Origin of the sequence: Sulfitobacter alexandrii (assembly GCF_001886735.1) — a bacterium.
Lineage (GTDB): Bacteria > Pseudomonadota > Alphaproteobacteria > Rhodobacterales > Rhodobacteraceae > Sulfitobacter > Sulfitobacter alexandrii.
Window position 1 is genome coordinate 3,593,911 of sequence record NZ_CP018076.1, and the last position, 24,320, is coordinate 3,618,230.

The following is a 24,320-nucleotide window of genomic DNA, read 5'->3' on the forward strand; positions in this document are numbered from 1 at the left end:
GGGCGCACTCCTGCAGAAGAAAGTCTTTGTCGGCCTATACCTGCGTGCCGGGGTCCGCGCAACGTCCCAAGCCGCCGGTCCCCTCCGGCTCGACATTGCCCGCGACCCATTGCAACTTCGCTCCAACCACGCCACGCTGGCTTGCCACCTGATCCGGAGACCCAGATGAAAGACGACGATCGCCGCCACCCCCTGCGTCATGCGTCGAGCGACCGCCGGGCGGCGGAAACCGTGCCCGATACCGCGCAGACGCGCGCGCCGGCCTATCGTCTGGCATTCACCGACGACGACTTCATGTGCCGCGAAGAGTTGCGCCCGGTCCGGTTGCAGCTCGAACTGCTGAAACCGCAACTCATGCTCGACGCGGAAGGTGTGGACAGCACCATCGTGCTGTTCGGAGGCGCGCGCATACCCGCCCCGTCCGAACGCCACACCGCCCGGACGGAAACCCTGGCGGAACTCTCCCGGTTCTATGACGAAACGCGCGAATTCGCCCGTCTGATGACGCTGAAATCCATGGAGGGCGACGGCCGTGACGGTGTCATCGTCACCGGCGGAGGGCCCGGTGTGATGGAAGCCGGCAACCGCGGTGCGCTGGAGGCCGGCGGCCGGTCTGTCGGGCTGAACATCGTTCTCCCGTTTGAACAGGCCCCGAACGAGTACGTGACGCCGGAACTGTGTTTCAACTTCCACTATTTCGCGATCCGCAAGATGCATTTCCTGATGCGGGCCAAGGCGATCTGCGTGTTTCCCGGCGGTTTCGGCACCATGGACGAGATGTTCGAGGCCCTGACACTCATCCAGACCGGCCGGATGGAACCCGTTCCTTTCCTCCTTTTCGGCCGCGCCTTCTGGGAAAAGATCATCAACTGGGAGGCGCTGGCAGACGCGGGCACGATCTCGGCCGAAGATCTGGATCTGTTCAGCTTTGTCGAGACCGCGGCCGAAGCGATGGACCTGATCGAGAACTGGAAGGTCACGCCACCGCGTGAGAAAATTCCGGGGCGCTAGGCCAGTCGCGTTCATCGGGGGAACCATGCAAGACGACAAGTCCGCCCTGAAGGCGACGCTCATCGTGGTATTCACGGGTGTCTTGTGGGGCTTCTACTGGCTTCCGGTCAGGACATTGGCGGGCATGGGTCTTGCCGGTCCATGGGGCACAGCGGCGATCACCGCGGCAGCCACGGTGTTCCTTGCACCCGTCGCTTTGCGGGGCCAAAGCCTCCTGTGCCGTGAACGTCGGCGTGCCATCGCGTTCGTCGCGCTGGGGGGCGCGGCCTTTTCTCTCTATTCCGTCGCTCTGGTCTACGGTCGCGTCGCGATCATCATCCTGTTGTTCTTTCTGACCCCGGTGTGGAGCACACTCATCGCCCGATACGTCATGGGGTGGCGCACCCCCATCCTGAGGTACTTTGCCATCGCCTTCGGCCTTGCCGGGTTGGGTGTGATGCTCGGCGCGCAGGGTCAGGTGCCGCTTCCGCGCAACACGGGCGAGTGGATTGCGCTGTTGTCGGGGATGCTGTGGGCAGTCGCCACAACCGGTATCCGCGCCACTCCGGAGCTGCCCGCGCCCCAGGCGGCTTTCGTATTCGCCGGCGGCGCCACGGTGACGACGCTGTGCATCGGACCCCTGCTGTCTCCGTGGCAGTCGCCCGATGGATCGCCCCTCGCGATGTTGGCGATCGTGCTGGGCACGGGCGGTCTGTGGTGGGGCCTGTCCATGGCAAGCCTGATGTGGGCGACCGTCAGGCTGGACCCGGCACGCGTCGGCATTCTCCTGATGGCCGAAGTGCTCATCGGCGCGGCCTCTGCGGCGGTGTTGGCGTCCGAAGCCCTGTCCCCGCTTGAAATGATCGGTGGCGCGCTGGTGCTCTGCGCGGGGCTGCTCGAAGTCTGGCCGGTCAGGCGTGTGCGCCGGAACTAGGCGCGTGATTCAACCGGAAGGAACCCGACTTCGACGTGATGCGGCAGGGTCTCGACGATCTGGCCCCGGTCGGTATCCCTGATCGCGTATCCGTAGCCCGCCAGACGGTGCTTCCATTCGCGGTTGGAAAGGGCAACCGCGCGTTCCCTCAGCACCAGGTCCATGACCTGCGCGGTGATGAAGGGATCCTTGTTGATCATAACAGACATCTTCTGTCTCCTGATTGGGTTTCTACAGGAAACAATCTTGGGAAAGACCATGGCCCAATTCGTTCGGGATCTGGGCGGACAAGAGGTCTTTTCGGGAATTTGATGCCTTATTCCCGTCTTGGTTGGAGATTCCGGGCATGAGGCATCTTGGAACCGTGTTCGGCATGAACCGTTGAACAGGTAGCAAGACGAAAGACAGTCCCTTTGGAAACGCTTAAGACAGTTCTCGACAGTCCCGTATTCCTGATCGCCTGGGCGGCGCTGATGGTGCCCAGCATGCTCATCCTCTGGCGCGACCTGCGGCAGAACAATGCGCACCTCGGATCCCTCATGAAGGTCGTCTGGAGCCTGACTGTCCTCTACTCCGGTCCGGTCGGCCTGCTTATCTACTGGGTCAGCGGCCGAAAGGAGATTTCGGATGACGCGGACTGGCGACGCGGTTTCCGGTCCGTCGCGCATTGCTACTCCGGCTGCGGCATGGGGGAAATCGTGGGGGTGATGGTCGCGGTCGGCCTCTTCGCCGCAGGCAATCTTTCAACCGCTTTCGTGACGTTCACCCTCGCCTATCTTGCCGGTGTCGCCCTGACGATCGGCCCCCTGATGCAGGACGGCGTGGCATTCCGCCAGGCGATCCACGATGCCCTGATTTCAGAGACACCATCCATCGCGGTGATGGAGATCGTGGCCATCGGTGCCGATCTCCTGCTTGCCGGGCAGGCAACGATGGGTGACGTGAGGTTCTGGTCGTCCATCATCGTCTCGCTGACGCTCGGGCTTCTGGCGGCCTATCCGGTCAACCTGCTGCTGATCCGGATGGGCATCAAGGAGGGCATGATGGACCCCCGCGACACGGAGATGTCTACGAGCTGATTCCCGCGTCCGCCTCGATCTGCCGCCGCGACTTGCGCGCCCGTTCGGTGGCTGACTTGAGCTGACCGCAAGCGGCCATGATGTCCTCTCCGCGCGGCGTGCGAATCGGAGAAGCATACCCCGCCTTGTAGATGATGTCGGCAAAGGCCCGGATGCGGTTGTTGCTCGACCGCCTGTAAGGGGCGCCGGGCCATTCGTTGAACGGGATCAGGTTCACCTTGGCGGGGATGTCTTCGATCAGCTTCACCAGCCGCCGGGCGTCCTCGTCGCTGTCGTTCACACCGTCCAGCATCACGTATTCAAAAGTGATCCGCTCCGAATTGCTGACCTTGGGATAGCTCTTGAGCGCCTCCAGCAGCTCGGCGATGTTCCAACGCTTGTTGATCGGGACCAGTTTGTCCCGCACTTCATCGGTGGTGGCGTGAAACGAAACGGCCAGTTGGCAGCCGATCTCTTCCGCGGTCCGCCAGATTTCCGGCACCACCCCGGAGGTGGACAGCGTGATCCGGCGGCGCGACAGCTGGATACCTTCCGCGTCCATGGCGATCTTCATCGCATCGCGCACGTTCTCGAAATTATAAAGCGGTTCGCCCATGCCCATCAGAACGATGTTCGACAGAAGGCGGGTTTCGTCCTTGGTTGCACCGGGCACAGGCCATTCGCCCAAATCGTCGCGGGCAACCATCACCTGCCCGATGATCTCGGCCGCGGTAAGATTGCGGACCAGTTTCTGCGTCCCGGTGTGACAGAAGGAGCATGTCAGCGTGCACCCGACCTGAGAAGAGACGCAGAGCGTGCCGCGCCCCTCCTCGGGGATATAGACCACCTCCACCTCGTGACCGCCCGCGATCCGGACAAGGTACTTGCGCGTGCCGTCCGTGCTCACCTGGCGGGTGACGACTTCCGGAACCTCGATCACGAACTTCTCTGCCAGCTCCGCGCGGTAGGCCTTGGCCAGGTTGGTCATCGACGCGAAATCGCGCACGCCCCACTGATAGATCCACTGCCAGATCTGGCCCACGCGCATCTTGGCCTGCTTCTCGGGCGTGCCATGCGCGATCAGCACCTCTCGCATCCGCTCGCGCGTCATGCCGACGAGGTTGATCGGCCCCTCCGGCAGCTTGCGCGGAATGGTATGGACGTCCTGTGTAATCGGCGCGGTGGCGGTCATGATCGACTCTCCTCGGGTGGATGCGTCTCTATATAGAATATGCGGGCAATTGCAAAAGGGTCATGGCGACCCCCGGTTCGAAGGTAAGGTTATCCGGACTTGTCCGATGCCGACGTCGGGCCGAAGCTTGTCCTGCCCGGCTCTGCACCGGTGGTCTCGATTAAGACCCCTTTCCCGGCGCAAGGGCCCATCATTCTTGGAAAGGTATAGTCATGTCCATACTGTACGGATTTGCCCTGACGTCGTTCACCGCCATGATCGTGATCCTTGGCGACTACCTGATAAAATCCGCGGTCGATCAGGGTCAGGCAGCGGCTTCGCCCCTCGTCGTCCTCGGCTGCACGCTTTATGCCGCTTCGGCCCTGATCTGGTATTTCGCCCTGCAGCACGTCACGCTTTCCCAAGCCGGAGTAGGGTTTTCCATGATCACCCTCGTCGCCCTCTGTGCCATCGGCGTGCTGCGGTTCGGCGAAACCCTGCAGATCAGGGAATTCGCCGGGATCGGCTGCGCATTGGCAGCCATGATCCTGATGGTACGGGTGACCTGACGGGTCGCGCGCCGTTCAACCGCCGCAGCGCTTGGCGGCATCTTCGACAGCCGCGGTAAAGCCCAGCAACGAGAAGGTGTCCTTGGTATCCGTGCCACGGCCCGACTCGCCCGACACGACGGCATCGGCCCCCCGCTTCATCGCTGTGATGATCTTGGCATCGTCTTCGGTCGTCGCGGGCCAGGCCCATTCACCTTCGGTGAAGAGTTCGAAGGTGGTCCCGGAAATGTCCATCGTCACCGTCGAGCCGGACTTGAAAGGATAGCCGCCGGTAAAGGCGACCTGCCCCTTGGCGCCCGCGGAGGGACGATAGAACACCATCAGGAGGGTCTGACCGCGGTTCACGGCAACGACCCGGCCATCGCGAGAGTTCACGGTTTCCTTCGGCGTGGACACACCCCAGCACTCTGTCGGGTTGTCCTCGACGAACACGCTCCAGTCGGTCTTGGCCGCCACGCGGTTCGTGCTCTGATCCTGAGCGGCGGCGCCCGACGCTGCTGCCAACGCGGCCAGCCCCACGATGACACCGAAATTCCTTATCATTCCCATCTGTCCAGCCTCCAGCTGTCCTTGACCTCAACTCAATCGCAAGCCTTGATGGCGGCGTTGTCTGGCCGCTCTCCTGCAAGTGCCTGTTATCTTTTCGACAACAAGCATAATAACGCGAAACAGGCGACAGACGAAACCCTGATTGGCAGGAATTCGCGCACGAATCGGAGGAAATCATGACCCAACCCAGCCCCTTCGCCGAAATCTGGCGTGGCCCCTTTCTGGAAAGCGTCCATTCCGGCCACGCGGTGATCTGCGACGACACCGGCCAGATCGTCGAGGCCTGGGGCGATCCGGCAACCGTGATCCTGCCGCGCAGCTCTTCCAAGATGATCCAGGCCCTGCCGCTTCTCACCTCCGGGGCCGCCGACAAGGCCCGGCTCGGCACCGAACAGCTGGCACTCGCCTGTGCCTCGCACAACGGCGCGGCGATCCACACCGACCGGGTCGAGACATGGCTTTCCACGCTCGGGCTGGACGACTCCGATTTTCGCTGCGGCCCGCAGGAACCGGACGACCGCGAGGCGCGCGATGGGCTGATACGGGCAGGACAGTCTCCCTGCCAGGTACACAACAACTGCTCCGGCAAGCACGCCGGATTCCTGACACTGAACAAGCACCTCGGAGGCGGGGCCGATTACGTCGATCCCGCGCATCCCGTGCAGCGCGCGTGCCTCGCCGCGTTCGAGGAGGTGACGGGCGAATCCTCGCCGGGCTATGGCATCGACGGCTGCTCCGCCCCGAACTTCGCTTGCAGCCTGCAAGGCATGGCGCGCGCCATGGCGGGCTTCGCCGCCGCGCCCGAAGGATCGGCCGAAGCGCGGCTGCATCAGGCAATGCGCCTGCATCCCGAACTGGTGGCCGGAGAAGGCCGCGCCTGCACCGAACTGATGCGCGCGATGGACGGCAAGGTCGCCCTGAAGACGGGCGCCGAAGGGTTCTTCATCGCGATCCTGCCCGAACAGAAACTGGGCATCGCCCTCAAGGCTGCCTGCGGCACCACCCGTGCCGCCGAATGCGCCATCGCCGCGATCCTCGTGCGCCTCGGCGTTCTGGACCCGAACCATCCCGCCACCCTGAAGCGCATGAACGCGCCGATCACGAACCGCCGCGACATCGTGACCGGCGTGCTGAAACCCGCGGCCGACCTGCTCTGATTCTTTTTGCAGGAAAATACTCCGGGGGAGTCCGAAGGACGGGGGCAGCGCCCCCACCGGATCGCCGCTGTCAGGCGGCGAAATCCGCTTTCGCGTAGCCCTGAACGTACAGCAGCGCGGTCAGGTCACCGAAATTCACCCGCACATTGCATTGCGCGGCAACGGCAGGCTTTGCGTGCAGCGCCACGCCAAGGCCGGCACGCGTCAACATGCCCAGATCGTTCGCCCCGTCCCCGACGGCGATCACGTCCGCTTCGGCAATGCCCAGCCGCGCCGTGATCTGCTCCAGCGCATCGACCTTGGCCTGTTTCCCCAGAATGGGCATCCCCACCTCACCGCTCAACACGCCCTTGTCGGCCAGCAGGGTATTGGCGCGATGCTCGTCGAAACCCAGCAGGGCCGCGACCTTTGCCGTGAAGGCCGTGAAGCCGCCGGAGACCAGCGCCGCATGACCGCCCTGCGCCTTCATCGTCGCCACCAGTGTCGGCCCCCCCGGCATAAGTGTGATCCGTTCTGACAGCACCTTTTCGATCACCGACTCCGGCAGCCCTTTAAGCAGGCCGACCCGCTCACGCAGGGCACCCTCAAAATCCAGCTCGCCATTCATCGCGCGCGCCGTGATGTCCTTGACCCTTGCCCCGACACCCGCCTCATCGGCCAGCTCGTCGATGCATTCCTGCTGGATCATCGTGCTGTCCATATCGGCCAGCAGCATCCGCTTGCGGCGGTTTGCGGTCGGCACGACAACCAGATCGACGCCCATCTTCTGACAGTCCTCCCAGACCGCCTCGAAATTGTCAGGCTGCCGCGCGATCCCGAATTCCGCCGCTTCGTCCGGCGCCAGCCAGACCGCGTCACCGCCACCCCAGGCATTGCGCAGGCTGTCGATCAGCGCAGGATCGAGTTTGGGATCGCGGGGCGAGCTCAGCAGGACGGCTGTAAGCATGCAAAGTTTCCGATCGGCGTCATGAACGTCGCAATTGCGCGACAAGGCGGCGTTCTAGACGCGTTTTCCAGATTGCACCAGACCGGGCGACCCCTTAAACGCAGCCGTGGGACACCCTTCCCCAACGAAGGGCGCATATCTGAGAGGGTAGCATCAATGGCTATTACTGCACCGGCAACGCGGCCGGCAAATCCGCGTTTTTCTTCCGGCCCCTGTGCCAAGATCCCCACATTCGACCTGACCAAGCTCGCGTCTGCGCCCCTGGGCCGCAGCCATCGCGCAGCACCGGGCAAGGCCAAGCTGCTGGAGGCGATCGAGACCACCCGCGAGGTGCTCGGCGTTCCTGCCGACTATCGCATCGGCATCGTGCCCGCTTCCGATACGGGCGCTTTCGAGATGGCGATGTGGTCCCTGCTGGGCGAACGCCCGGCCGAAATGGTCGCCTGGGAATCTTTCGGCGCGGGCTGGGTCACCGACGTGGTCAAACAGCTCAAGATCGAAGCGACAGTGCACGAGGCCGACTATGGCCAGATCGTGGACATGGCGGCGCTCAACTACGACCACGATGTCTGTTTCACCTGGAACGGCACCACCTCCGGCGTGCGGATGCCGAACGGCGACGCCATTCCCGCCGACCGCAAGGGGCTGACGCTTTGCGACGCGACCTCCGCAGCCTTCGCGCAGGACCTGCCGTGGGACAAGCTGGATGTGACCACCTTCTCCTGGCAGAAGGTGCTGGGCGGTGAGGCCGCGCACGGCATGCTGATCCTGTCCCCCCGCGCCGTCGAACGGCTGGAAAGCTACACCCCCGCATGGCCGCTGCCCAAGATCTTCCGGATGACCAAGGGCGGCAAGCTGAACGAGGGCATCTTCAAGGGTGAGACGATCAACACGCCCTCCATGCTCTGTGTCGAGGATTACCTGCTGGCGCTCGACTGGGCCAAATCCGTGGGCGGACTGAAGGGTCTGATGGCGAGAGCCGATGCCAACGCGAAGGTGATCTTCGATTTCTGCGAGGCGAACGACTGGATCGCGAACCTGGCCGAAGACCCGGCCACGCGTTCGAACACGTCGGTCTGCCTGAAGTTCACCGATGACCGCATCACCGACGGCGCCGCCTTTGCCAAGGCCGTCGCCAAGCGGCTGGCGGACGAGGGCGTGGCGCTGGACATCGGTGCCTACCGGGACGCGCCTCCGGGCCTGCGTATCTGGTGCGGCGGCACGGTCGAGACTTCGGACATCGAGGCGATGTTGCCTTGGCTCTCCTGGGCGTTCGAGGCCGAAATCTCCGCTTGATCCATCCCTGCGCAGCGACTGCGCACATTCTTTCTTTCCAGTTCAGCCTGCGCCGTAGCTGCGCAGCGCTATCAGACAAGGACCAACAGACATGGCTCCCAAAGTACTCATTTCCGACAAGCTTTCCGACGCTGCCGTCCAGATTTTCCGCGACCGCGGTATCGATGTCGATTTCCAGCCCGATCTCGGCAAGGACAAGGACAAGCTGGCCGAGGTCATCGGCAACTACGATGGTCTCGCCATCCGCTCCGCGACCAAGGTCACCGAAAAGATCCTCGCCAATGCGCCGAACCTCAAGGTGATCGGTCGCGCGGGGATCGGCACCGACAACATCGACAAGGACGAAGCCTCGAAGAAGGGCGTGATCGTCATGAACACGCCTTTCGGCAACATGATCACCACCGCCGAACATGCCATCGCCATGATGTTCGCCGTGGCACGGCAGATCCCCGAAGCGTCCGCATCCACCCACGCGGGCAAATGGGAAAAATCCAAGTTCATGGGTGTCGAGCTGACCGGCAAGACGCTGGGCGTGATCGGCGCGGGCAACATCGGCGGAATCGTCTGCGACCGCGCGCGCGGCCTCAAGATGAAGGTCATCGCCTACGACCCCTTCCTCGGGGACGAAAAGGCCAAGAAGATGGGCGTCGAGAAGGTCGAGCTGGAAGATCTGCTCAAGCGCGCCGATTTCATCACCCTGCATGTTCCCTATACCGAGCAGACGGCGAACATCCTCAGCCGCGAGAACCTCGCCAAGACCAAGAAGGGCGTCCGTATCATCAACTGCGCCCGGGGCGGTCTGGTGGACGAGGAAGCACTGGCCGAGATGTTGAAATCGGGCCACGTCGCGGGGGCAGCCTTCGACGTCTTTGCCGAGGAACCGGCCACAGAGAACCCGCTTTTCAACCTGCCCAACGTGGTCTGCACGCCGCACCTCGGCGCCGCCACCACCGAAGCGCAGGAGAACGTCGCGCTCCAGGTGGCCGAGCAGATGTCGGATTACCTGCTGACAGGCGCCGTCAGCAACGCGCTGAACATGCCTTCCGTCACGGCCGAAGAGGCCAAGGTCATGGGGCCCTGGGTCAAGCTGGCCGGCCACCTCGGCGCGTTCATCGGCCAGATGACGGACGAGCCGATCAAGGCCATCAACATCCTTTACGACGGCTCGGTCGGCCAGATGAACCTCGAGGCGCTGAACTGCGGCGTCGTCGCGGGCATCATGAAGCGCGCCAATCCCGACGTGAACATGGTGTCGGCCCCCGTGGTCGCACGCGAGAAGGGCATCCAGATCAGCACGACCAACCAGGACAAGTCGGGCGTCTTTGACGGCTACATCAAGGTGACGGTGGTCACGGACAAGCGGGAGCGTTCCATCGCGGGCACCGTCTTCTCGGACGGAAAGCCGCGCTTCATCCAGATCAAGGGCATCACCATCGACGCCGAGATCGGTCAGCACATGCTTTACACCACGAACGAGGATGTTCCCGGCATCATCGGCGCGCTGGGCCAGACGATGGGCGAAAACGGCGTGAACATCGCCAACTTCACCCTCGGCCGTTCCGCCGCAAAGGGCGAGGCGATCGCGCTGCTCTACGTTGACGAGGTCGTCCCGGACCCGGTCATCAAGAAGTTGCACGACACCGGTCTGTTCAAGCAGATCAAGCCGCTGCAATTCGATGTAGCCTGACGGATCACCAAGGGGCGCCCCGACCGGGGCGCCCTTTTTGATTCAGGCCGCGCGGTTGCGCAGCACCACTGCCAGAAACAGGAGCATGGCCGCGACCGTGATCATTGATCCGATCTTGGCAAGCGCTTCCGTGCCGCCCGACAGCACGATGGCGATGCCCGGCACCAGGACGAGCAGCCCGACCACGGAAACGGCAAAGTGGATCATGGCCAGCCGGCTTTGCGCGGCGCCGGGCACCGCGTGATAATAAAGGGCAAACAGCGTCATGCTGACCCAACCGATCAGGTTGAGATGCCCATGCGCGGGAGAAAGGCCATGATCCTGCGTGGCCGACATCTGAATGCCCCAAACCATCCCGACCAGTCCCGATAACACCCCCATCACCAAGAAATAGAACGCCAGACCCTTCATTTGCCCTACCTATCCAACCAGTTTCAAACCCACGCGCACAACGCATCGTCCGTAAAAGAGGGCTGCCTCGCAGAAGCGAGAAGCAGCCCCCGGAAAGAATGACTTTTTTGCAAAATCGTGCTGATCTTGTGCCATGAATTTCTCCATATAAAAAATTGATTTAATATATTATCATTATAAGCAGCATGAATTTTGGCAGTTTTGATCTGAATTTGCTGCGCGTACTCGACGCGTTGCTGGAAACCCGCTCGGCGACCCACGCGGGCCAGCGCATCGGGCTATCGCAACCGGCGGTATCCGCCGCGCTGTCGCGGTTGCGTGCCGCGTTGAACGACCCCTTGCTGGTAAGGATCGGTCCCCGGCTGGAACCGACCGACTATGCCCTGTCACTTGCCGAGCCGCTGCGGACACTGCTGGATCAGACCGAGACCATCCTGTCGGGCCCGCAGCGTTTCGATCCCAGCATCGCGGACGACCGTTTTCGCCTGTCGGGCAGCGATTTCTTTGCCGAAATGCTGATGCCGCAGCTGGCAGAGAAGATCGCACAGGAAGCACCCGGCGTGCGCATTCAGCTGGTCGATCTGGTGCCGGACAACTATGCGGGCGCACTGGAACGACAGGATGTTGACCTGGCCATGGTCCCCCAGATGGACGGCCCGTCCTGGATGGAATGGCAGCCGATGTTCCGTGCGCGTTTTTCCGTGATCGCGCGGCGCGGACACCCGCGGCTGGCAGCCTTGCCCACGCCCGGTGAGATCGACATCGACACCTTCTGCGATCTCAGCCATGTCCTGTTTTCACCGGAAGGGAACCTTGCGGCGATGGCTGACGCCGCACTGGCCAAGGTCGGCCGGAAGCGACGTGTCGTCATGACGCTTCCGGTCATGTACGGTGTCTGCAGCGCCGTTGCGGAAACCGATTACGTTGCGGTTGTCCCCGAGCAATTGGCAAGAAAGATCAGCACAAAGCTGAACCTGCAGGTCTTGCCGCCGCCCGTGACCATGCCGGAGCCGATGATTGGCATGATCTGGCACCGGCGGCGCACCAACGCAGCCGCACACGGCTGGATCCGGGGGGTCATCGCAGATATCCTGGCGCCGCTCGACGACTACCCGCAAGTGGATGGATACAGCCGCTAGGGCTTTTCTTGCGAACCGGCCTGCGCTACCTGCTGCGCATGACCGATCCCATTTACGCCATCGGCGACATTCATGGCCAGTTGCACGAACTGCAGCGCGCTCTTTCCCTGATCGAAAGGGACGGCGGTCCGGAGGCGCGGATCGTCTTTCTCGGCGACTACACCGACCGCGGGCCGGACAGCCGAGGCGTGCTCGACCGGCTCGTCCAAGGTCAGAAGGCGGGCAGCCCGTGGACCTTCATCAAGGGGAACCACGACCGCATGTTCGAATGGTTCATGCAGGACTATCCCCGGCACGAGGCCTATCTGCCGATAAATCTGTACTGGCTGCACGAAAGGCTCGGCGGCGACACGACGCTGGCCTCCTACGGCGTGGAATTCACCTCGCGGAACCGCATGCTTGCCGTGCATCGTGCAGCGCGCGAAGCGGTCCCGCAAGACCACCTGGATTTTCTTGCGAACCTCGATCTGTCTTTTCAGACCGATGATCTTTTCTTTTGCCATGCCGGCATCAGGCCCGGTGTCCCGCTGGACAAACAGGACGAGGAAGATCTGCTCTGGATCCGCGGCGAATTCCATGACGAGACGGCGCCGCACCCGAAGCTGATCGTCCATGGGCACACGCCGATATCGGCAGCACGGCACTATGGCAACCGGATCAACCTCGACAGCGGCGCGGGCTACGGAGAGCGGCTGTCGGTCGCGGTCTTCGAAGGACGAGAAAGCTGGCTGCTGACCGATGATGGGCGCGTGCCGCTGACACCCTGATCCGGCACCGCCATTCAGTCCGCGGCTGGCGCTGCGCGAAGAACACGCGCGAATCCGTCGAATGTCCGGCCATGCAACAACGGGACGCGCAGGCTGATTTCCTGCATCGCGGCAAGATCTTCAGGTCCCGGTCCCTGTCCGGGTTCGCGCAGCACGACGGCCCTGATCCGCCCGGAATGCCGGGCGACGGCGTCCCGGTAAACGATGGCGTCATGCTGCCCCGTGTCACCGACGAGGATGAAGGACAATGCCGGATTGGCGGCGAGTATCACGTCGATGCTCGCGCCCTTGTGGTCGCCATGGGTCCCGGTGATGAACTGTGTCTCACCCAGGCCGAAATCGCGCAGGAACTTGGGACCCTCCACCAGACCGGCAGCGGCGAAGATTCGACGGAGGAAATGGTGCAGGTTCCACGGGCTTGAACTGACATAATAGACCGGGTTGCGTTCACCATCGGACAGCGCCGCCATGAAAGGCGGTGCGTCCTCGAACACTTCCCGGGTCAGTGCGTTGCCGGTCAGGGACGTCCAGAGATTGCGCGGCAGCGAATAGGCACCGGTTCGCAGCATCGTGTCGTCGATGTCCGATATCACGCCATACGCCGCATCCGGGTGCGCGATCAGGACAGGACAGGTCGCGGTGGCCTCGTGGCCCGTGATGTCCACCGTGACCTCCACCCAGCCGCTTTCCTCGCCGCGCGGCAGCAACAGGGTGAAATACCCCTCCTCATCCGACAGGGTGGTGACACCGCGTGCCTTCACCTCCACGCCCGCCACCTCGGACGTCAGGAACAGCGACACCATCTGGCGAAAATTGATCCATGCGGACTGGTCGGCCTCGGGCTGGTTCCGACGCAAACCGGTCAGCACCCGACCCCTGACCACCAGATGCTCGGGCGTGGCGTAGCCGGCGTAGGGGTCGATGACCCGTCGCCGGTTACGGGGCCCCCGCAACCGGTCAACGGCGCGCTCTGCCACGAGGGCAAGACGATGCAACTTGCGTCCGATCATGCCGCCCTTACTTGCACCCGTGGAGGGGCCATGCAACCGGCCGGCGTGCCGCCAATGCCCGGCCGCGAGGGAGTCACGCGTGGCGCGCGCCGGTCCAGTCGAGGACGACCTTGCCGGCTTCTCCGGACTTCATTGCGGCGAATCCGGTTTCGAAATCCGCCGCGGCAAAACGGTGGGTGATGATGGCAGAGACATCCAGCCCGTTCTCCAGCATCGCGATCATCTTGTACCATGTCTCGAAGATCTCGCGGCCATAGACACCCTTGATTGTGATGGCCTTGAACACGATGCGGCTCCAGTCCACCGGGGACTTTCCCGGCGGAATGCCCAGCATGGCGATCCGGCCGCCCATGGTCATCGCCTCGACCATCTGATCGAGAGCAGCCTGCGCACCGGACATTTCCATGCCGACATCGAAACCCTGCTTCATCTTGAGCCGGGCAATCACGTCACCCAGATCTTCCTCGGCCACGTTCACCGGGACGACGTCGGCGACCTTTGTCGCCAGTTCCAGCCGTGCCGGATTGATGTCGGTGATCGCCACATGGCGCGCCCCGACGTGCCGCGCAACGGCAGCCGCCATGATCCCGATCGGGCCCGCCCCGGTGATCAGCACGTCCTCCCCCACCAGGTCGAAACTGAGCGCCGTGTGGACGGCGTTGCCGAGCGGGTCGAGAATGGCCCCGATGTCATCGCTGATCGTATCCGGCAACGGCACGACGTTGAATGCGGGCAGGCGAAGATACTCCGCGAACGCGCCCTGCTCGTTCACTCCGATACCGCGTGTCGCCGGATCCAGATGGAATTTTCCGGCGCGCGACTGGCGCGACTGCTTTCCGATCAGATGTCCTTCGCCCGAACACCGCTGTCCGATTTCCAGCCCCTCGACGTTGCGCCCGACCTCGACGATCTCGCCCGCGAATTCGTGTCCGGTAATCATCGGCACCGGCACCGTGCCCGCGGCCCAGTCGTCCCAATTCCAGATGTGGATGTCCGTGCCGCAGATCCCGGTCTTTTTGATCCGGATCAGCACGTCGTCTGGACCGATCTCGGGCACCGGGGCGTGCGTCAACCACAGGCCCTCGCGCGGGTGCAACTTGCTCAGGGCCATCATTTCATTGGTCATGACAGCACACCACAGGCTTTGCCCGCCACGTCGAAGGCCGCAAGGGCACGATCAAGCTCGGCCCTCGTGAGCGCCGCGTTCATCTGGGTCCGGATGCGCGCCGCCCCTCGGGGAACGACCGGAAAGAAAAATCCGCTCACGTAGACGCCTTCGTCAAACAAGCGCGCCGCCATGTCCTGCGCCAGCTGGGCCTCGCCCAGCATGACCGGGACGATGGGATGCTCGCCGGGCAGCAGGTCGAAACCCAGCCGTTCCAGCCCCGCGCGCCAATATGCCGTATTTTCGAACAGCCGCGCGCGCAGGTCGTCGCCCGCCTCCACCAGATCCAGCGCCTTGAGACCGGCCATGACGATCGCCGGCGGAAGCGAGTTCGAGAACAGGTACGGGCGCGCACGCTGTCGAAGGAGATCGATCACGGCCTGCGGCCCGGCGATGTAGCCCCCGATCGCACCGCCCAGCGCCTTGCCCAGCGTGCCGGTCAGCAGGTCCACATCCACCCCGAAATGCGCAGGCGTCCCGGCCCCTTTCGGCCCCATGAAGCCGGTGGCGTGGCAATCGTCCACCATCACCAAGGCCTCGTATTTCCTTGCCAGCGCCGAAATCTCGGGGAGTTTCGCAAGGTAGCCGTCCATGCTGAAGACGCCGTCGGTCGCGATCAGGATGAAACGTGCCCCTTCCTCGCGGGCCAGTTTCAGCTGCCCTTCGAGATCGTGCATGTCGCTGTTGGCATAGCGATAGCGCTTGGCCTTGCAAAGCCGGATGCCGTCGATGATCGACGCATGGTTGAGCGCGTCCGAGACGATGGCATCCTCCGGACCAAAAAGCGGCTCGAATAGGCCCCCGTTGGCATCGAAGCAGGCGGCAAAGAGGATCGAGTCGTCCTTGCCGAGATAGGCGGCCAGACGTTGCTCCAGTTCCCGGTGGATGTCCTGCGTCCCGCAGATGAACCGTACCGAAGCCATGCCGAAGCCTTTCGGGTCCATCGCGTCCCTTGCGGCGGCGATCAGCTCGGGATGGTCGGCAAGTCCGAGATAGTTGTTGGCGCAGAGGTTGATCATCGCCCGCCCGCCGACGTCGATGGTCGCCGCCTGCGGCGACGTGATCAGCCGCTCCTTCTTCATCATCCCGTCCGCCTCGATCTGCGTCAGGATGTCGTCGATGTGCTTGAGGTAGGCTTCGGTCATGGCAATGTCCTTTTTCCTGCCCTCTAACATGGCGCTGCGGACAGGAAAACACAAAATTCCATTATAACAGAATTTTTCCGCTTTAGCAGAAAGCAGGCCCTTCAGCCGTAGTGAACCACGAGAAAGGCGCGCAACGGCCCATCAGGCGCGGCGATACAGTGCGCGACATCGGCGGGATAGCGCGCCGTGTCCGCCGGCTTCAGGGTTTCCGTGCTGTTGCCGCTGGTCAGGGTGGCGCAGCCATCGATCACTGTCAGATGCTCGCGGGCCCCCTGGGCATGCGGGTCGCTGTCCAGTGCGCCGCCGCCGTCGATATGCAGTTCATAGACCTCGTGCCGGCCCGCGTCCTCCGGTGGCGACAGGATGCGGATCCGGCATCCGGTGCCGAGGTTGGTGATCGTCGGCACATCCTGAGCCCTGAGCAGGTCGATCCGCGTTCCCTGCAGTCCCTGGTCCAGAAGGCCTGCGAAATCGACCTGAAGGGCACGGGTCAGATTCCACAGTGTCGCGATCGTCGGCGACGATTCACCACGCTCGATCTGGCTGACCATGGACCGGGATACGCCCGACAGTTTCGCCACCGCGTCGAGCGACAGCCCCTGGCCCAGCCGCGCCTCTTTCAACCGGGCGGGCAGCTTGGTCAGCAGGGTGTCGGGCTTTTCCGTCATGACGGATGGATTGGCCCCGCTTCGGGTGAAAGTCAACGTCCGGGCCTTTCGCGGAACCGAAAACGGCCCCTGACATCCGGATCAACCTGCGCCATATTCGCCCAAACACAGAAGGAAGCATCATGACAAAAGACATCGTTATCCTGGGCGGCGCACGTACTGCGATCGGTACTTTCGGCGGCTCGCTGGCCGACACTCCGCCCATCGACCTGGGCAGCACGGCGGCAAAGGCCGCGATGGAGCGGGCGGGTGTCGCACCCGACCGCATCGGACACGTCGCCTTCGGGCATGTCATCAACACGGAACCGCGCGACATGTACCTGTCGCGGGTCGCTTCCATGCAGGCCGGCGTGCCGGAGAACGTTCCGGCGATGAACGTGAACCGACTCTGCGGGTCGGGGGTTCAGGCCATCGTGTCGGTGGCGCAATCGCTGATGCTGGGGGATGCGGACTTCGGATTGGCCGGCGGGGCCGAAAACATGTCGCGCTCGCCCTACCTGCTTCAGAATGCCCGCTGGGGCCAGAAGATGGGCGACGTCAAATCCGTCGACATGATGCTCGGGACGCTGAACTGCCCCTTCGGGAGCGGTCACATGGGCGTCACCGCCGAAAACGTCGCGGCGGAGCATGACATCAGCCGGGCGGACATGGACGCTTTCGCGCTGCAAAGCCAGGAGCGCGCAAGGGCGGCGATCGAGGCCGGGCATTTCAAGGACCAGATCACGCCGGTCGACGTGAAGGTCAAACGCGACACGGTCGCCTTCGAGGTCGATGAGCATCCCAAAGCGACCACGGCAGAGGCCCTTGCCGGACTGCGTCCGGTGTTCAAGAAGGACGGCGCCGTCACGGCAGGCAATGCCAGCGGTATCAACGACGGGGCCGCCGCCGTGGTGCTGGCCACCGCGGACGCCGCCGAAAAGGCGGGGCTGACCCCGCGCGCCCGCATCCTGGGCTACGCCCACGCCGGGGTGCGGCCCGAGGTCATGGGCATCGGTCCGGTACCGGCGGTCGAGAACCTGCTGGCCCGGACGGGCCTGAGCGCAGAGGATTTCGACGTGATCGAAAGCAACGAAGCCTTTGCCGCCCAGGCGGTTGCGGTTTCACGGAAGCTGGGTTTCGATCCTGCCAGGGTGAACCCGAATGGCGGTGCCATCGCCCTGGGCCACCCTGTCGGCGCGACTGGCGCGATCATCACCGTGAAGGCGCTTTATGAACTGGAGCGGATCGGCGGCAAGCGGGCCCTCGTGACCATGTGCATCGGCGGCGGTCAGGGCATCGCGCTGGCCATCGAACGGATGGGCTGAGAACAGGGATCAGACCGGGGCGCGGCGGTTGAGGTGTTCCAACGCCGCCGCGACCTCGTCGCGCACGGGGCCCGGTCGGGGCATATCCTGCAACGTGGTGAACCAATGCTCCGGGGGATTCTTCCCCCGCCGGTTGCCATCGAAACGCAATGCGCGGAGCACCGCTTCGGCCTTTGCCGGCAGAACCCGCGGGATCGGGCGGTCGTTGAGCGTGCCCCAGATGCCTGTCCACATCCGGCCTACCGACCATGGATTGTATCCCCCGCCCCCGAGGACGAGCAGACGTGGCGCAAGCAGCATGATCGCACGCAGAATTTCCCAATGGGCGTTGTTGCTCAGATGCATGTGAGACAGCGGGTCTTCCTCCAGCCCGTCGGCGCCGCACAGGAAAACGATCGCGTCCGGCTGAAAAGCCCGCACGCGGGGCAGCAGGAACTCGTCCCGGAAACAGGCCATTTCGGTATCGTTGAAACCACGCGGCACCGGTAGGTTGAAGGCATTGCCCCCGCCATCGTTGTCCAGCGGGCCGGTGCGGGGCCACAGACGGTCTTCGTGAACCGAGATCAACATGCAATCGGGATCGCCGGCGAACCCGGCCTCGACACCGTCGGGATGGTGGGCGTCGATGTCCAAGTATGCGATCCGCCGGACACCGTTGTGGCGCAACGACAGCATGGCGAGGACGGGATCGTTCAGATAGCAGAAACCGTTCGCGCGATCGGGCATCCCGTGATGCGTACCGCCCGCGGGGCTGTACACGATCCCCCCTTCCTCAGCAGCTCTCCGGCAAGGATCGACCCGCCGGCAGCGGTGGCAGGACGGCTGAAAATCTCCGGGAAAACGGGATTGGTCACACTGCCGATGTCATGGTGCTTCAGATCGTCAGCGGTCGCTGCCTGAGCCTGCTCCACCCGCTGCAGGGCTGCCACGTAGCGCGGTGTATGCCACCGTGTCAGTGCCGCGGGCTTCGCCTTGGGCGAGCGGATGAACTGGTCCCGGTCCAGCCAGCCCAAGGCACGGGACAGGTCCATGACCGTGGACACCCGTGGCACGCGAAGCGGGTGCCATCTTCCATACGAAGAATGGCGATAGATGTCGTGTCCGATGAAAGCAGGTTGGCTCATCGGCCAGATCTAGCGGTGCGACGCCGATTTGCCACGGGCGATACGGCCTGCGAACTTGCGGTGCGACATGAAAAAGGGCACCGCGAGGTGCCCTTCGTCGTTGAATGAGCCAGACGTCACTTCGTGCCGTTCAGGCCTGCTGCGGCTTCCGACACCATGGCGTCGAGGTTCTGATCGCAAGCCACCATGAACGCTTCCATGGCCGCTTCGTCCATCGGTTCAGCCGTCATGTTGGATGCAACCGTATTGCCGCCGGTCGGTTCCACCGCCTTGGCTTCACCCGCGATCACGCTTCCCGCGTCGGCGGCGCCATCGGTGGCTTCGGCTGCGGTGGTGTCACCAGCCGAATCTTCGACCGCCTTGGGCTCGCCGCTCATGCCCATGCCGTCCATTCCGCCGTGCACTTCGGCAATCGCCATCGCGGCGACGGTCATCTGATCTTCGGGGGAAAGGGCCTTGTACTCCGCACAGGTCATGGAGGCACTCATCTCCGTCTGTGCGAAAGCGGGGGCCGCGACTGTCGCCGACAGACCGGCTACCGCGATGATCTTTACCAGATTATTCATTACCATTCTCCATATTGAGGTATGACAATGAAACCGGCATCTCGCGGTTTGGTTCCCGGAGCGCGCACCGAGCGCGCTCCGGGGGTCGATATCAGAGATTAACGTGTGCCGGAAAGACCTGCTGCGGCTTCGGTCACCATTGCGTCCCAGTTGCGCGAGCAGACACGGTTGAGACGGCGGATGTCCTCGGACATGCGCGCCAGATCATCGTCAGCCGGCGCGATCGACGTGGAGTTTGCCGAGCCTTCGACCGATGCGGAGGTGTTGCTCTCCTCCTCGGTTTCCATGTCCGCGGGTTGGTTCGCGGTCGCCGTGCCGTCGCTGCCTTCGGTATTGGAATCCATGTCAGCCAGAACCATCATCGCGACCTTGTCACGGTCCGCGCCGCCCAGTTCGTTGTACTGTTCGCAAGTCATGGTGGATACATCCATGTGCGCGGCGGCAAATGCCGGTGCGGCAAGCGTGCCTGCAAGACCGGCGACAGCAAGTGTTTTCACAACAAATTTCATTTGTAATCTCCTTGTTTGACGTTGCAGACACAACGGACCCCGCAAATGAGGGTTCCATCCAAACGTGTGGAACTTTCTGCCAAATCGCCCTCATATGCCGTAACCACCTGATTCCATTGCACAAGAATCTGGGGGATATTTCCGGGAATACTTGGGCAACGGGGGAGGAATCCATCGTAGGCTGTCCCTTCACGGCAAAGTGGCATCCGGCAAGAATGCCCTGATCCTTATTCTCTGGACGGGTCGGGCGGCTGCGCATAACCTCCCGAAAAATGATCCGATACACCCTCAAGAGACTGCTCTCCCTTCTGCTGAGCCTTGCCGTCGCGTCACTGGTCATTTTCGCGGTGATCGAGGTGGCACCCGGCGATCCGGCGTCCTTCATGCTGGGAATGAACGCCCAGCCCGAAACCCTCGCCGCGCTGCGCACGGAGCTTGGTTTGGATCAGTCCAAGGTACAGCGCTATCTGTCGTGGGTCGGCGGGATGCTGACGGGGGATTTCGGCACCTCCTACACCTACCGGACGCCGGTGATTGGCATGGTCGCGGATCGGCTGTGGGTGTCGCTGCCGCTTGCACTTTATGCGCTGTTGCTCAGCACGGCGGTCGCCTTTCCCGCGGGGCTGTTCGCCGCCTCGCGCCGCGGGCAGGCGGGTGACATCGGCGTGATGGGCGCGACGCAACTGGGCGTGGCCGTTCCGAATTTCTGGTTCGCCATGATGCTGGTGCTGGTGTTTGCCATCAACCTGCGCTGGTTCGCGGCGGGCGGCTTCGTCGGGTGGGACAGCGGCTTCTGGGCGGGTATTCACGCACTCACCCTCCCGGCCGTCGCGCTCGCATTGCCGCAAGCGGCGATCCTCGCGCGGGTCATGCGATCCTCCCTGCTGGATGTGCTGGGCGAGGATTTCATGCGGACGGCGCGGGCAAAGGGGCTGAGCGAGCGTCAGGCACTCTGGCGTCACGGGCTGCGCAATGCGCTGATCCCGGTCCTGACGATCATCGGGTTGCAGTTCTCCTTCCTCCTGGCCGGGTCGATCATCATCGAACAGGTATTCTACCTTCCCGGCCTGGGGCGCCTGGTCTTCCAGTCGATCTCGGCCCGGGACCTGATCGTCGTGGAATCGGTGGTCATGCTGCTGGTCTTTTCCGTGATCCTCGTGAACTTCCTCGTGGATCTCGCCTATGCCGCGGTCGATCCGAGACTGAGATCGCGGACATGAGACGCAACCTGATCCTTGGCGCAGCGCTTTCCGCGCTTTTCGTGCTGGCGGCACTGATCAGCTTTGTCTGGACGCCTTACGATTACGCCGCGCTGGACATCCCGAACAAGCTTCAGGCGCCGAATGCCACCCATCTTCTGGGCACCGATCATTTCGGTCGCGACATCCTGAGCATGATCATGGTCGGCGCCCGGACCTCCATTGCCGTTGCACTGGTGGCGGTGGGGATCGGCATGGGCCTGGGCATTCCACTGGGCCTCTGGGCCGCGGCGCGAAAGGGCAGCTGGCTGGACGAACTGATCATGCGTGGCAACGATCTGGTCTTTGCCTTTCCAAGCATCGTCATCGCCATCCTCATCACGGCGATCTTCGGCGCAGGGGCGATCAACGCGATCATCGCCATCGGGATCTTCAACATACCCGTGTTTGCCCGGATCACCCGTGGGGCCGCCCTGTCGTTGTGGCAGCGGGAGTTCATTCTTGCGGCACGGGTGGCGGGCAAGTCCGCCGCGCGCATTTCCGCCGAACATATCCTGCCCAACGTCACCAACCTGCTGATCGTGCAAGGAACGATCCAGTTCTCGCTCGGCATCCTCGCAGAAGCGGCCCTTAGCTACGTGGGTCTTGGCGCACAGCCGCCCACCCCTTCGTGGGGCAGGATGCTCGCAGATGCCCAGACGCTCGTCAGCATCGCACCGCACATGGCGCTGGTTCCCGGATTCGCGATCATCCTGACAGTCCTCGGACTCAACCTGCTGGGAGACGGGATGCGCGACTATCTCGATCCCCGCCTCCGGGTGGTGCGCACATGAGCCTGCTTTCCATCCAGAAACTGTCGCTGTCGATCTACGGTCTCGACATCCTGCGGGACGTGACCCTGTCGATCGAACAGGGCGAGATCATCGCCATCACGGGAGAAAGCGGTTCGGGCAAATCGCTGACCGCCTTGGCCACCATGCAACTGCTGCCCAAGGGAACCCTGACGCGGGGCCGCATCATGTTCCGCGACATGGATCTGGCCAAGCAGGGCGAACGGACGCTCTGCGGCATCCGCGGGAACGAGATCGGCATGGTCTTCCAGGAACCGATGACGGCACTGAATCCGGTTCAGACCATCGGCGCCCAGGTGGCCGAGACCATCCGCATTCATGAAAGGGGCATTTCCCGCGCCGCCGCCGAGGAAAGGGCGGCGGAAACGCTGACGCGGGTGGGTCTGCCGCAGGACCGGTTTCCCCTCAGCCGGTATCCGCATGAACTGTCCGGGGGACAGCGCCAGCGGGTGGTGATCGCCATGGCCATCGCGCTGCGTCCACGCCTGCTGATCGCGGACGAACCGACCACCGCGCTCGATGTCACGACGCAGGCACAAATCCTGGAATTGCTGCAAAACCTTGCGCGGACCGACGGCATGGGCCTGATGATGATCACCCATGATCTTGCCGTGGTGGCGGACATGGCGGACCGTATCGTCGTCATGCGCAACGGCGAGGTCGTGGAGGAAGGCCAGACCGGGCAATTGCTCAAGCACATGAGCCATCCCTACACCAGGATGCTCTTTGCCGCTTCGGGTCACCGTGTCACGCTGCCCAAGGTGACCGCGAAAACACCGCTGCTGGAGGTGACGGACGTCTGCCGTGACTACCGCCTGCCTCGCAAGACCCTGTTCGGCCCCGTCTCGCACTTCCGCGCCGTCGACGATGTATCCTTTACCATCCACAAGGGCGAACGGCTGGGCCTCGTGGGGGAATCGGGCTGCGGCAAGTCCACGCTGACCCGCGCGCTTCTGGGGCTCGAACCGGTGCAGGCGGGCAGCATCACGCTGGATGGCGATCCGGTCTTTTCCGGCAATGCCCCCAATCTGGCGGTCCGACGCAAGATGCAGGTGGTGTTCCAGGATCCCTTCGGCAGCTTCAACCCCCGGCATCGGGTGGACCGGCTGGTGACGGAGCCGTTCCACCTGCTGCCCGACCCGCCGACGGGCGCCGCACGGGTCCGCGCGATAGACGAGGCACTGACCGCCGTCGGGCTTGGGCCTGCTGACGCGCGCAAATACATCCACGAATTCTCGGGGGGTCAACGGCAACGCATCGCCATCGCCCGTGCATTGATCATCCGGCCCGAACTGATCCTCTTCGACGAAGCCGTGAGCGCTCTGGACGTTTCGGTGCGCGCCCAGATTCTCGACCTGCTGGCGGATCTCTGCGGTGCATACGATCTGACCTATCTCTTCATATCGCACGATCTGTCGGTGGTGCGCACGGTCACGGATCGTGTCCTTGTCATGAAGGCGGGCAAGATCGTCGAGGAAGGTCCGACGGACCGGACATTCGAGAATCCGCAGCATCCCTACACCCGCACCCTGATAGACGCAGCACCCGTGCTGCCGCCGCTGCAGGACGCCGTATGACCGGCAGGATCACCATCGTCCCCGTTCCCGAATCCCGACGGGCGGTCCTGGACGGCATGGCGCGAACGTACTTTCAGGAAGTGCTGCCGAACGGGCCGGCCTTCTTTCCCAACGCACTGGACCGCTATTGGATCGAGCCGGGACGCCATCCCTACCTGATCGAGCTGGACGGAACGCCGATCGGCTTCGCACTCGTCTGGAACCACCCCGACGGGACGCATGAGATGACCGAATTCACCATCCGGCCGGATCACCGGCACCGGGGGATCGGGACGCAGGCAGCCGAGATGATCTTTCAGGCTCTGGGCGGCGACTGGGTGCTGGGCGTCGGAAAGAACCCGCCCGGCGCGATGGATTTCTGGCAGCAATGCCTCGAGGCCTGCGAGGGCGTCTGCGAGATCACCTTGCGTCCTCCCCGGACCGCCCGACAGGCGGGAAGTTTCTCTTTTCGCGTGGAACGCTGACCGGGCTTGGCAAGCCACCGCACAGGTTGCACACTGAGACGCGACCGATTGGGGAGGCAAAACA

General features: G+C 63.4%; 25 protein-coding genes and 1 pseudogene. 14 read left to right on the forward strand and 12 right to left on the reverse strand.

What is annotated here, in order from left to right:
* The first annotated feature begins 165 nt into the window (after positions 1 to 165).
* Both BOO69_RS17580 and BOO69_RS17585 read left to right on the forward strand, forming a co-directional pair.
* A complete protein-coding gene (locus BOO69_RS17580) occupies positions 166 to 1,011 on the forward strand; it encodes an LOG family protein (protein WP_071973349.1) in 846 nt (281 codons plus the stop codon).
* A 25-nt stretch (positions 1,012 to 1,036) separates the two neighbouring features.
* The gene (locus tag BOO69_RS17585; RefSeq protein WP_071973350.1) at positions 1,037 to 1,924 is read left to right on the forward strand and encodes a DMT family transporter; all 888 of its coding nucleotides are present in this window, start codon (positions 1,037 to 1,039) and stop codon (positions 1,922 to 1,924) included.
* Here the strand turns inward: BOO69_RS17585 and BOO69_RS17590 are convergent.
* A complete protein-coding gene (locus BOO69_RS17590; protein WP_071973351.1) occupies positions 1,921 to 2,133 on the reverse strand; it encodes a hypothetical protein in 213 nt (70 codons plus the stop codon). The genes BOO69_RS17585 and BOO69_RS17590 overlap by 4 nt on opposite strands.
* Positions 2,134 to 2,337: 204 nt before the next feature.
* On the opposite strand from BOO69_RS17590, the gene BOO69_RS17595 reads away from it, so the two are divergent.
* Positions 2,338 to 3,003 carry a DUF4396 domain-containing protein gene (locus BOO69_RS17595; RefSeq protein WP_071973352.1) on the forward strand — a complete coding sequence of 222 codons (666 nt, stop codon included), beginning with the start codon at positions 2,338 to 2,340 and terminating at the stop codon, positions 3,001 to 3,003.
* Here BOO69_RS17595 and rlmN read toward each other — a convergent pair.
* Positions 2,993 to 4,174, reverse strand: coding sequence for a dual-specificity RNA methyltransferase RlmN (gene rlmN / locus BOO69_RS17600; protein ID WP_071973353.1), 1,182 nt, complete (start codon positions 4,172 to 4,174; stop codon positions 2,993 to 2,995). The two genes, BOO69_RS17595 and rlmN, sit on opposite strands and share 11 nt — an antisense overlap.
* A 212-nt stretch (positions 4,175 to 4,386) precedes the next feature.
* On the opposite strand from rlmN, the gene BOO69_RS17605 reads away from it, so the two are divergent.
* Positions 4,387 to 4,722, forward strand: coding sequence for a hypothetical protein (locus BOO69_RS17605; RefSeq protein ID WP_071973354.1), 336 nt, complete (start codon positions 4,387 to 4,389; stop codon positions 4,720 to 4,722).
* Positions 4,723 to 4,737: 15 nt separating this feature from the next.
* Here the strand turns inward: BOO69_RS17605 and BOO69_RS17610 are convergent, their stop codons facing one another.
* The gene (locus BOO69_RS17610; RefSeq protein ID WP_418361297.1) at positions 4,738 to 5,265 is read right to left on the reverse strand and encodes an invasion associated locus B family protein; all 528 of its coding nucleotides are present in this window, start codon (positions 5,263 to 5,265) and stop codon (positions 4,738 to 4,740) included.
* Positions 5,266 to 5,447: 182 nt separating this feature from the next.
* On the opposite strand from BOO69_RS17610, the gene BOO69_RS17615 reads away from it, so the two are divergent.
* The gene (locus tag BOO69_RS17615; RefSeq protein ID WP_071973356.1) at positions 5,448 to 6,428 is read left to right on the forward strand and encodes an asparaginase; all 981 of its coding nucleotides are present in this window, start codon (positions 5,448 to 5,450) and stop codon (positions 6,426 to 6,428) included.
* A gap of 70 nt (positions 6,429 to 6,498) precedes the next feature.
* Here BOO69_RS17615 and serB read toward each other — a convergent pair whose 3' ends face one another.
* Positions 6,499 to 7,374, reverse strand: coding sequence for a phosphoserine phosphatase SerB (serB, locus tag BOO69_RS17620; RefSeq protein ID WP_071973357.1), 876 nt, complete (start codon positions 7,372 to 7,374; stop codon positions 6,499 to 6,501).
* Between the two features lie 156 nt (positions 7,375 to 7,530).
* Here serB and BOO69_RS17625 point away from each other — a divergent pair, with 156 nt between their 5' ends.
* Entirely contained in the window at positions 7,531 to 8,670 is a 1,140-nt protein-coding gene (locus BOO69_RS17625; RefSeq protein ID WP_071973358.1) for a phosphoserine transaminase, read from the forward strand.
* Between the two features lie 91 nt (positions 8,671 to 8,761).
* Entirely contained in the window at positions 8,762 to 10,357 is a 1,596-nt protein-coding gene (gene serA, locus BOO69_RS17630; protein WP_071973359.1) for a phosphoglycerate dehydrogenase, read from the forward strand.
* Positions 10,358 to 10,399: 42 nt separating this feature from the next.
* Here the strand turns inward: serA and BOO69_RS17635 are convergent, their stop codons facing one another.
* A complete protein-coding gene (locus BOO69_RS17635) occupies positions 10,400 to 10,768 on the reverse strand; it encodes a hypothetical protein (protein ID WP_071973360.1) in 369 nt (122 codons plus the stop codon).
* A gap of 185 nt (positions 10,769 to 10,953) precedes the next feature.
* Here BOO69_RS17635 and BOO69_RS17640 point away from each other — a divergent pair, with 185 nt between their 5' ends.
* Together BOO69_RS17640 and BOO69_RS17645 are read left to right on the forward strand one after the other, a co-directional pair.
* Complete coding sequence (locus tag BOO69_RS17640) at positions 10,954 to 11,907, forward strand: LysR family transcriptional regulator (RefSeq protein ID WP_071973361.1); 954 nt, start codon at positions 10,954 to 10,956, stop codon at positions 11,905 to 11,907.
* A gap of 38 nt (positions 11,908 to 11,945) precedes the next feature.
* Positions 11,946 to 12,674 carry a metallophosphoesterase family protein gene (locus BOO69_RS17645; protein WP_071973903.1) on the forward strand — a complete coding sequence of 243 codons (729 nt, stop codon included), beginning with the start codon at positions 11,946 to 11,948 and terminating at the stop codon, positions 12,672 to 12,674.
* A 14-nt stretch (positions 12,675 to 12,688) separates the two neighbouring features.
* Here the strand turns inward: BOO69_RS17645 and BOO69_RS17650 are convergent, their stop codons facing one another.
* The 4 genes from BOO69_RS17650 to BOO69_RS17665 form a co-directional block, all read right to left on the reverse strand.
* The gene (locus BOO69_RS17650) at positions 12,689 to 13,684 is read right to left on the reverse strand and encodes a phosphatase domain-containing protein (RefSeq protein ID WP_071973362.1); all 996 of its coding nucleotides are present in this window, start codon (positions 13,682 to 13,684) and stop codon (positions 12,689 to 12,691) included.
* Positions 13,685 to 13,757: 73 nt separating this feature from the next.
* Positions 13,758 to 14,810, reverse strand: a complete 1,053-nt coding sequence (gene tdh / locus BOO69_RS17655; RefSeq protein ID WP_071973363.1) for an L-threonine 3-dehydrogenase — start codon at positions 14,808 to 14,810, stop codon at positions 13,758 to 13,760.
* Positions 14,807 to 15,994 carry a glycine C-acetyltransferase gene (locus tag BOO69_RS17660; RefSeq protein WP_071973364.1) on the reverse strand — a complete coding sequence of 396 codons (1,188 nt, stop codon included), beginning with the start codon at positions 15,992 to 15,994 and terminating at the stop codon, positions 14,807 to 14,809. Before BOO69_RS17660 ends, tdh begins: the two co-directional genes overlap by 4 nt.
* Positions 15,995 to 16,095: 101 nt before the next feature.
* On the reverse strand, positions 16,096 to 16,662 hold the full coding sequence (locus BOO69_RS17665; RefSeq protein ID WP_071973904.1) for a helix-turn-helix domain-containing protein: 567 nt from the start codon (positions 16,660 to 16,662) through the stop codon (positions 16,096 to 16,098).
* Between the two features lie 122 nt (positions 16,663 to 16,784).
* Here BOO69_RS17665 and BOO69_RS17670 point away from each other — a divergent pair, with 122 nt between their 5' ends.
* Entirely contained in the window at positions 16,785 to 17,966 is a 1,182-nt protein-coding gene (locus tag BOO69_RS17670) for an acetyl-CoA C-acyltransferase family protein (protein WP_071973365.1), read from the forward strand.
* A gap of 9 nt (positions 17,967 to 17,975) precedes the next feature.
* On the opposite strand, the pseudogene BOO69_RS17675 reads toward BOO69_RS17670, so the two are convergent.
* From BOO69_RS17675 to BOO69_RS17685, 3 genes and pseudogenes are all read right to left on the reverse strand, one after another.
* Positions 17,976 to 19,090, reverse strand: a pseudogene (locus tag BOO69_RS17675) (acetoin utilization protein AcuC).
* Between the two features lie 116 nt (positions 19,091 to 19,206).
* Positions 19,207 to 19,656: a hypothetical protein gene (locus BOO69_RS17680; RefSeq protein ID WP_237267515.1), complete on the reverse strand. Its 450-nt coding sequence runs from the start codon at positions 19,654 to 19,656 to the stop codon at positions 19,207 to 19,209.
* 98 nt (positions 19,657 to 19,754) lie between these two features.
* Positions 19,755 to 20,165, reverse strand: coding sequence for an HdeA/HdeB family chaperone (locus BOO69_RS17685; protein ID WP_071973367.1), 411 nt, complete (start codon positions 20,163 to 20,165; stop codon positions 19,755 to 19,757).
* 272 nt (positions 20,166 to 20,437) lie between these two features.
* On the opposite strand from BOO69_RS17685, the gene BOO69_RS17690 reads away from it, so the two are divergent.
* The 4 genes from BOO69_RS17690 to BOO69_RS17705 are packed head-to-tail and all read left to right on the forward strand — an operon-like array spanning position 20,438 to position 24,256.
* Positions 20,438 to 21,385 (forward strand): ABC transporter permease, encoded by a 948-nt coding sequence (locus BOO69_RS17690; protein WP_071973368.1) that lies wholly within the window; start codon positions 20,438 to 20,440, stop codon positions 21,383 to 21,385.
* On the forward strand, positions 21,382 to 22,197 hold the full coding sequence (locus tag BOO69_RS17695; RefSeq protein WP_071973369.1) for an ABC transporter permease: 816 nt from the start codon (positions 21,382 to 21,384) through the stop codon (positions 22,195 to 22,197). The genes BOO69_RS17690 and BOO69_RS17695 overlap by 4 nt, the downstream gene beginning before the upstream one ends.
* Positions 22,194 to 23,792 carry an ABC transporter ATP-binding protein gene (locus BOO69_RS17700; RefSeq protein ID WP_071973370.1) on the forward strand — a complete coding sequence of 533 codons (1,599 nt, stop codon included), beginning with the start codon at positions 22,194 to 22,196 and terminating at the stop codon, positions 23,790 to 23,792. Before BOO69_RS17695 ends, BOO69_RS17700 begins: the two co-directional genes overlap by 4 nt.
* The gene (locus tag BOO69_RS17705; protein WP_071973371.1) at positions 23,789 to 24,256 is read left to right on the forward strand and encodes a GNAT family N-acetyltransferase; all 468 of its coding nucleotides are present in this window, start codon (positions 23,789 to 23,791) and stop codon (positions 24,254 to 24,256) included. Before BOO69_RS17700 ends, BOO69_RS17705 begins: the two co-directional genes overlap by 4 nt.
* Positions 24,257 to 24,320: the final 64 nt, after the last annotated feature.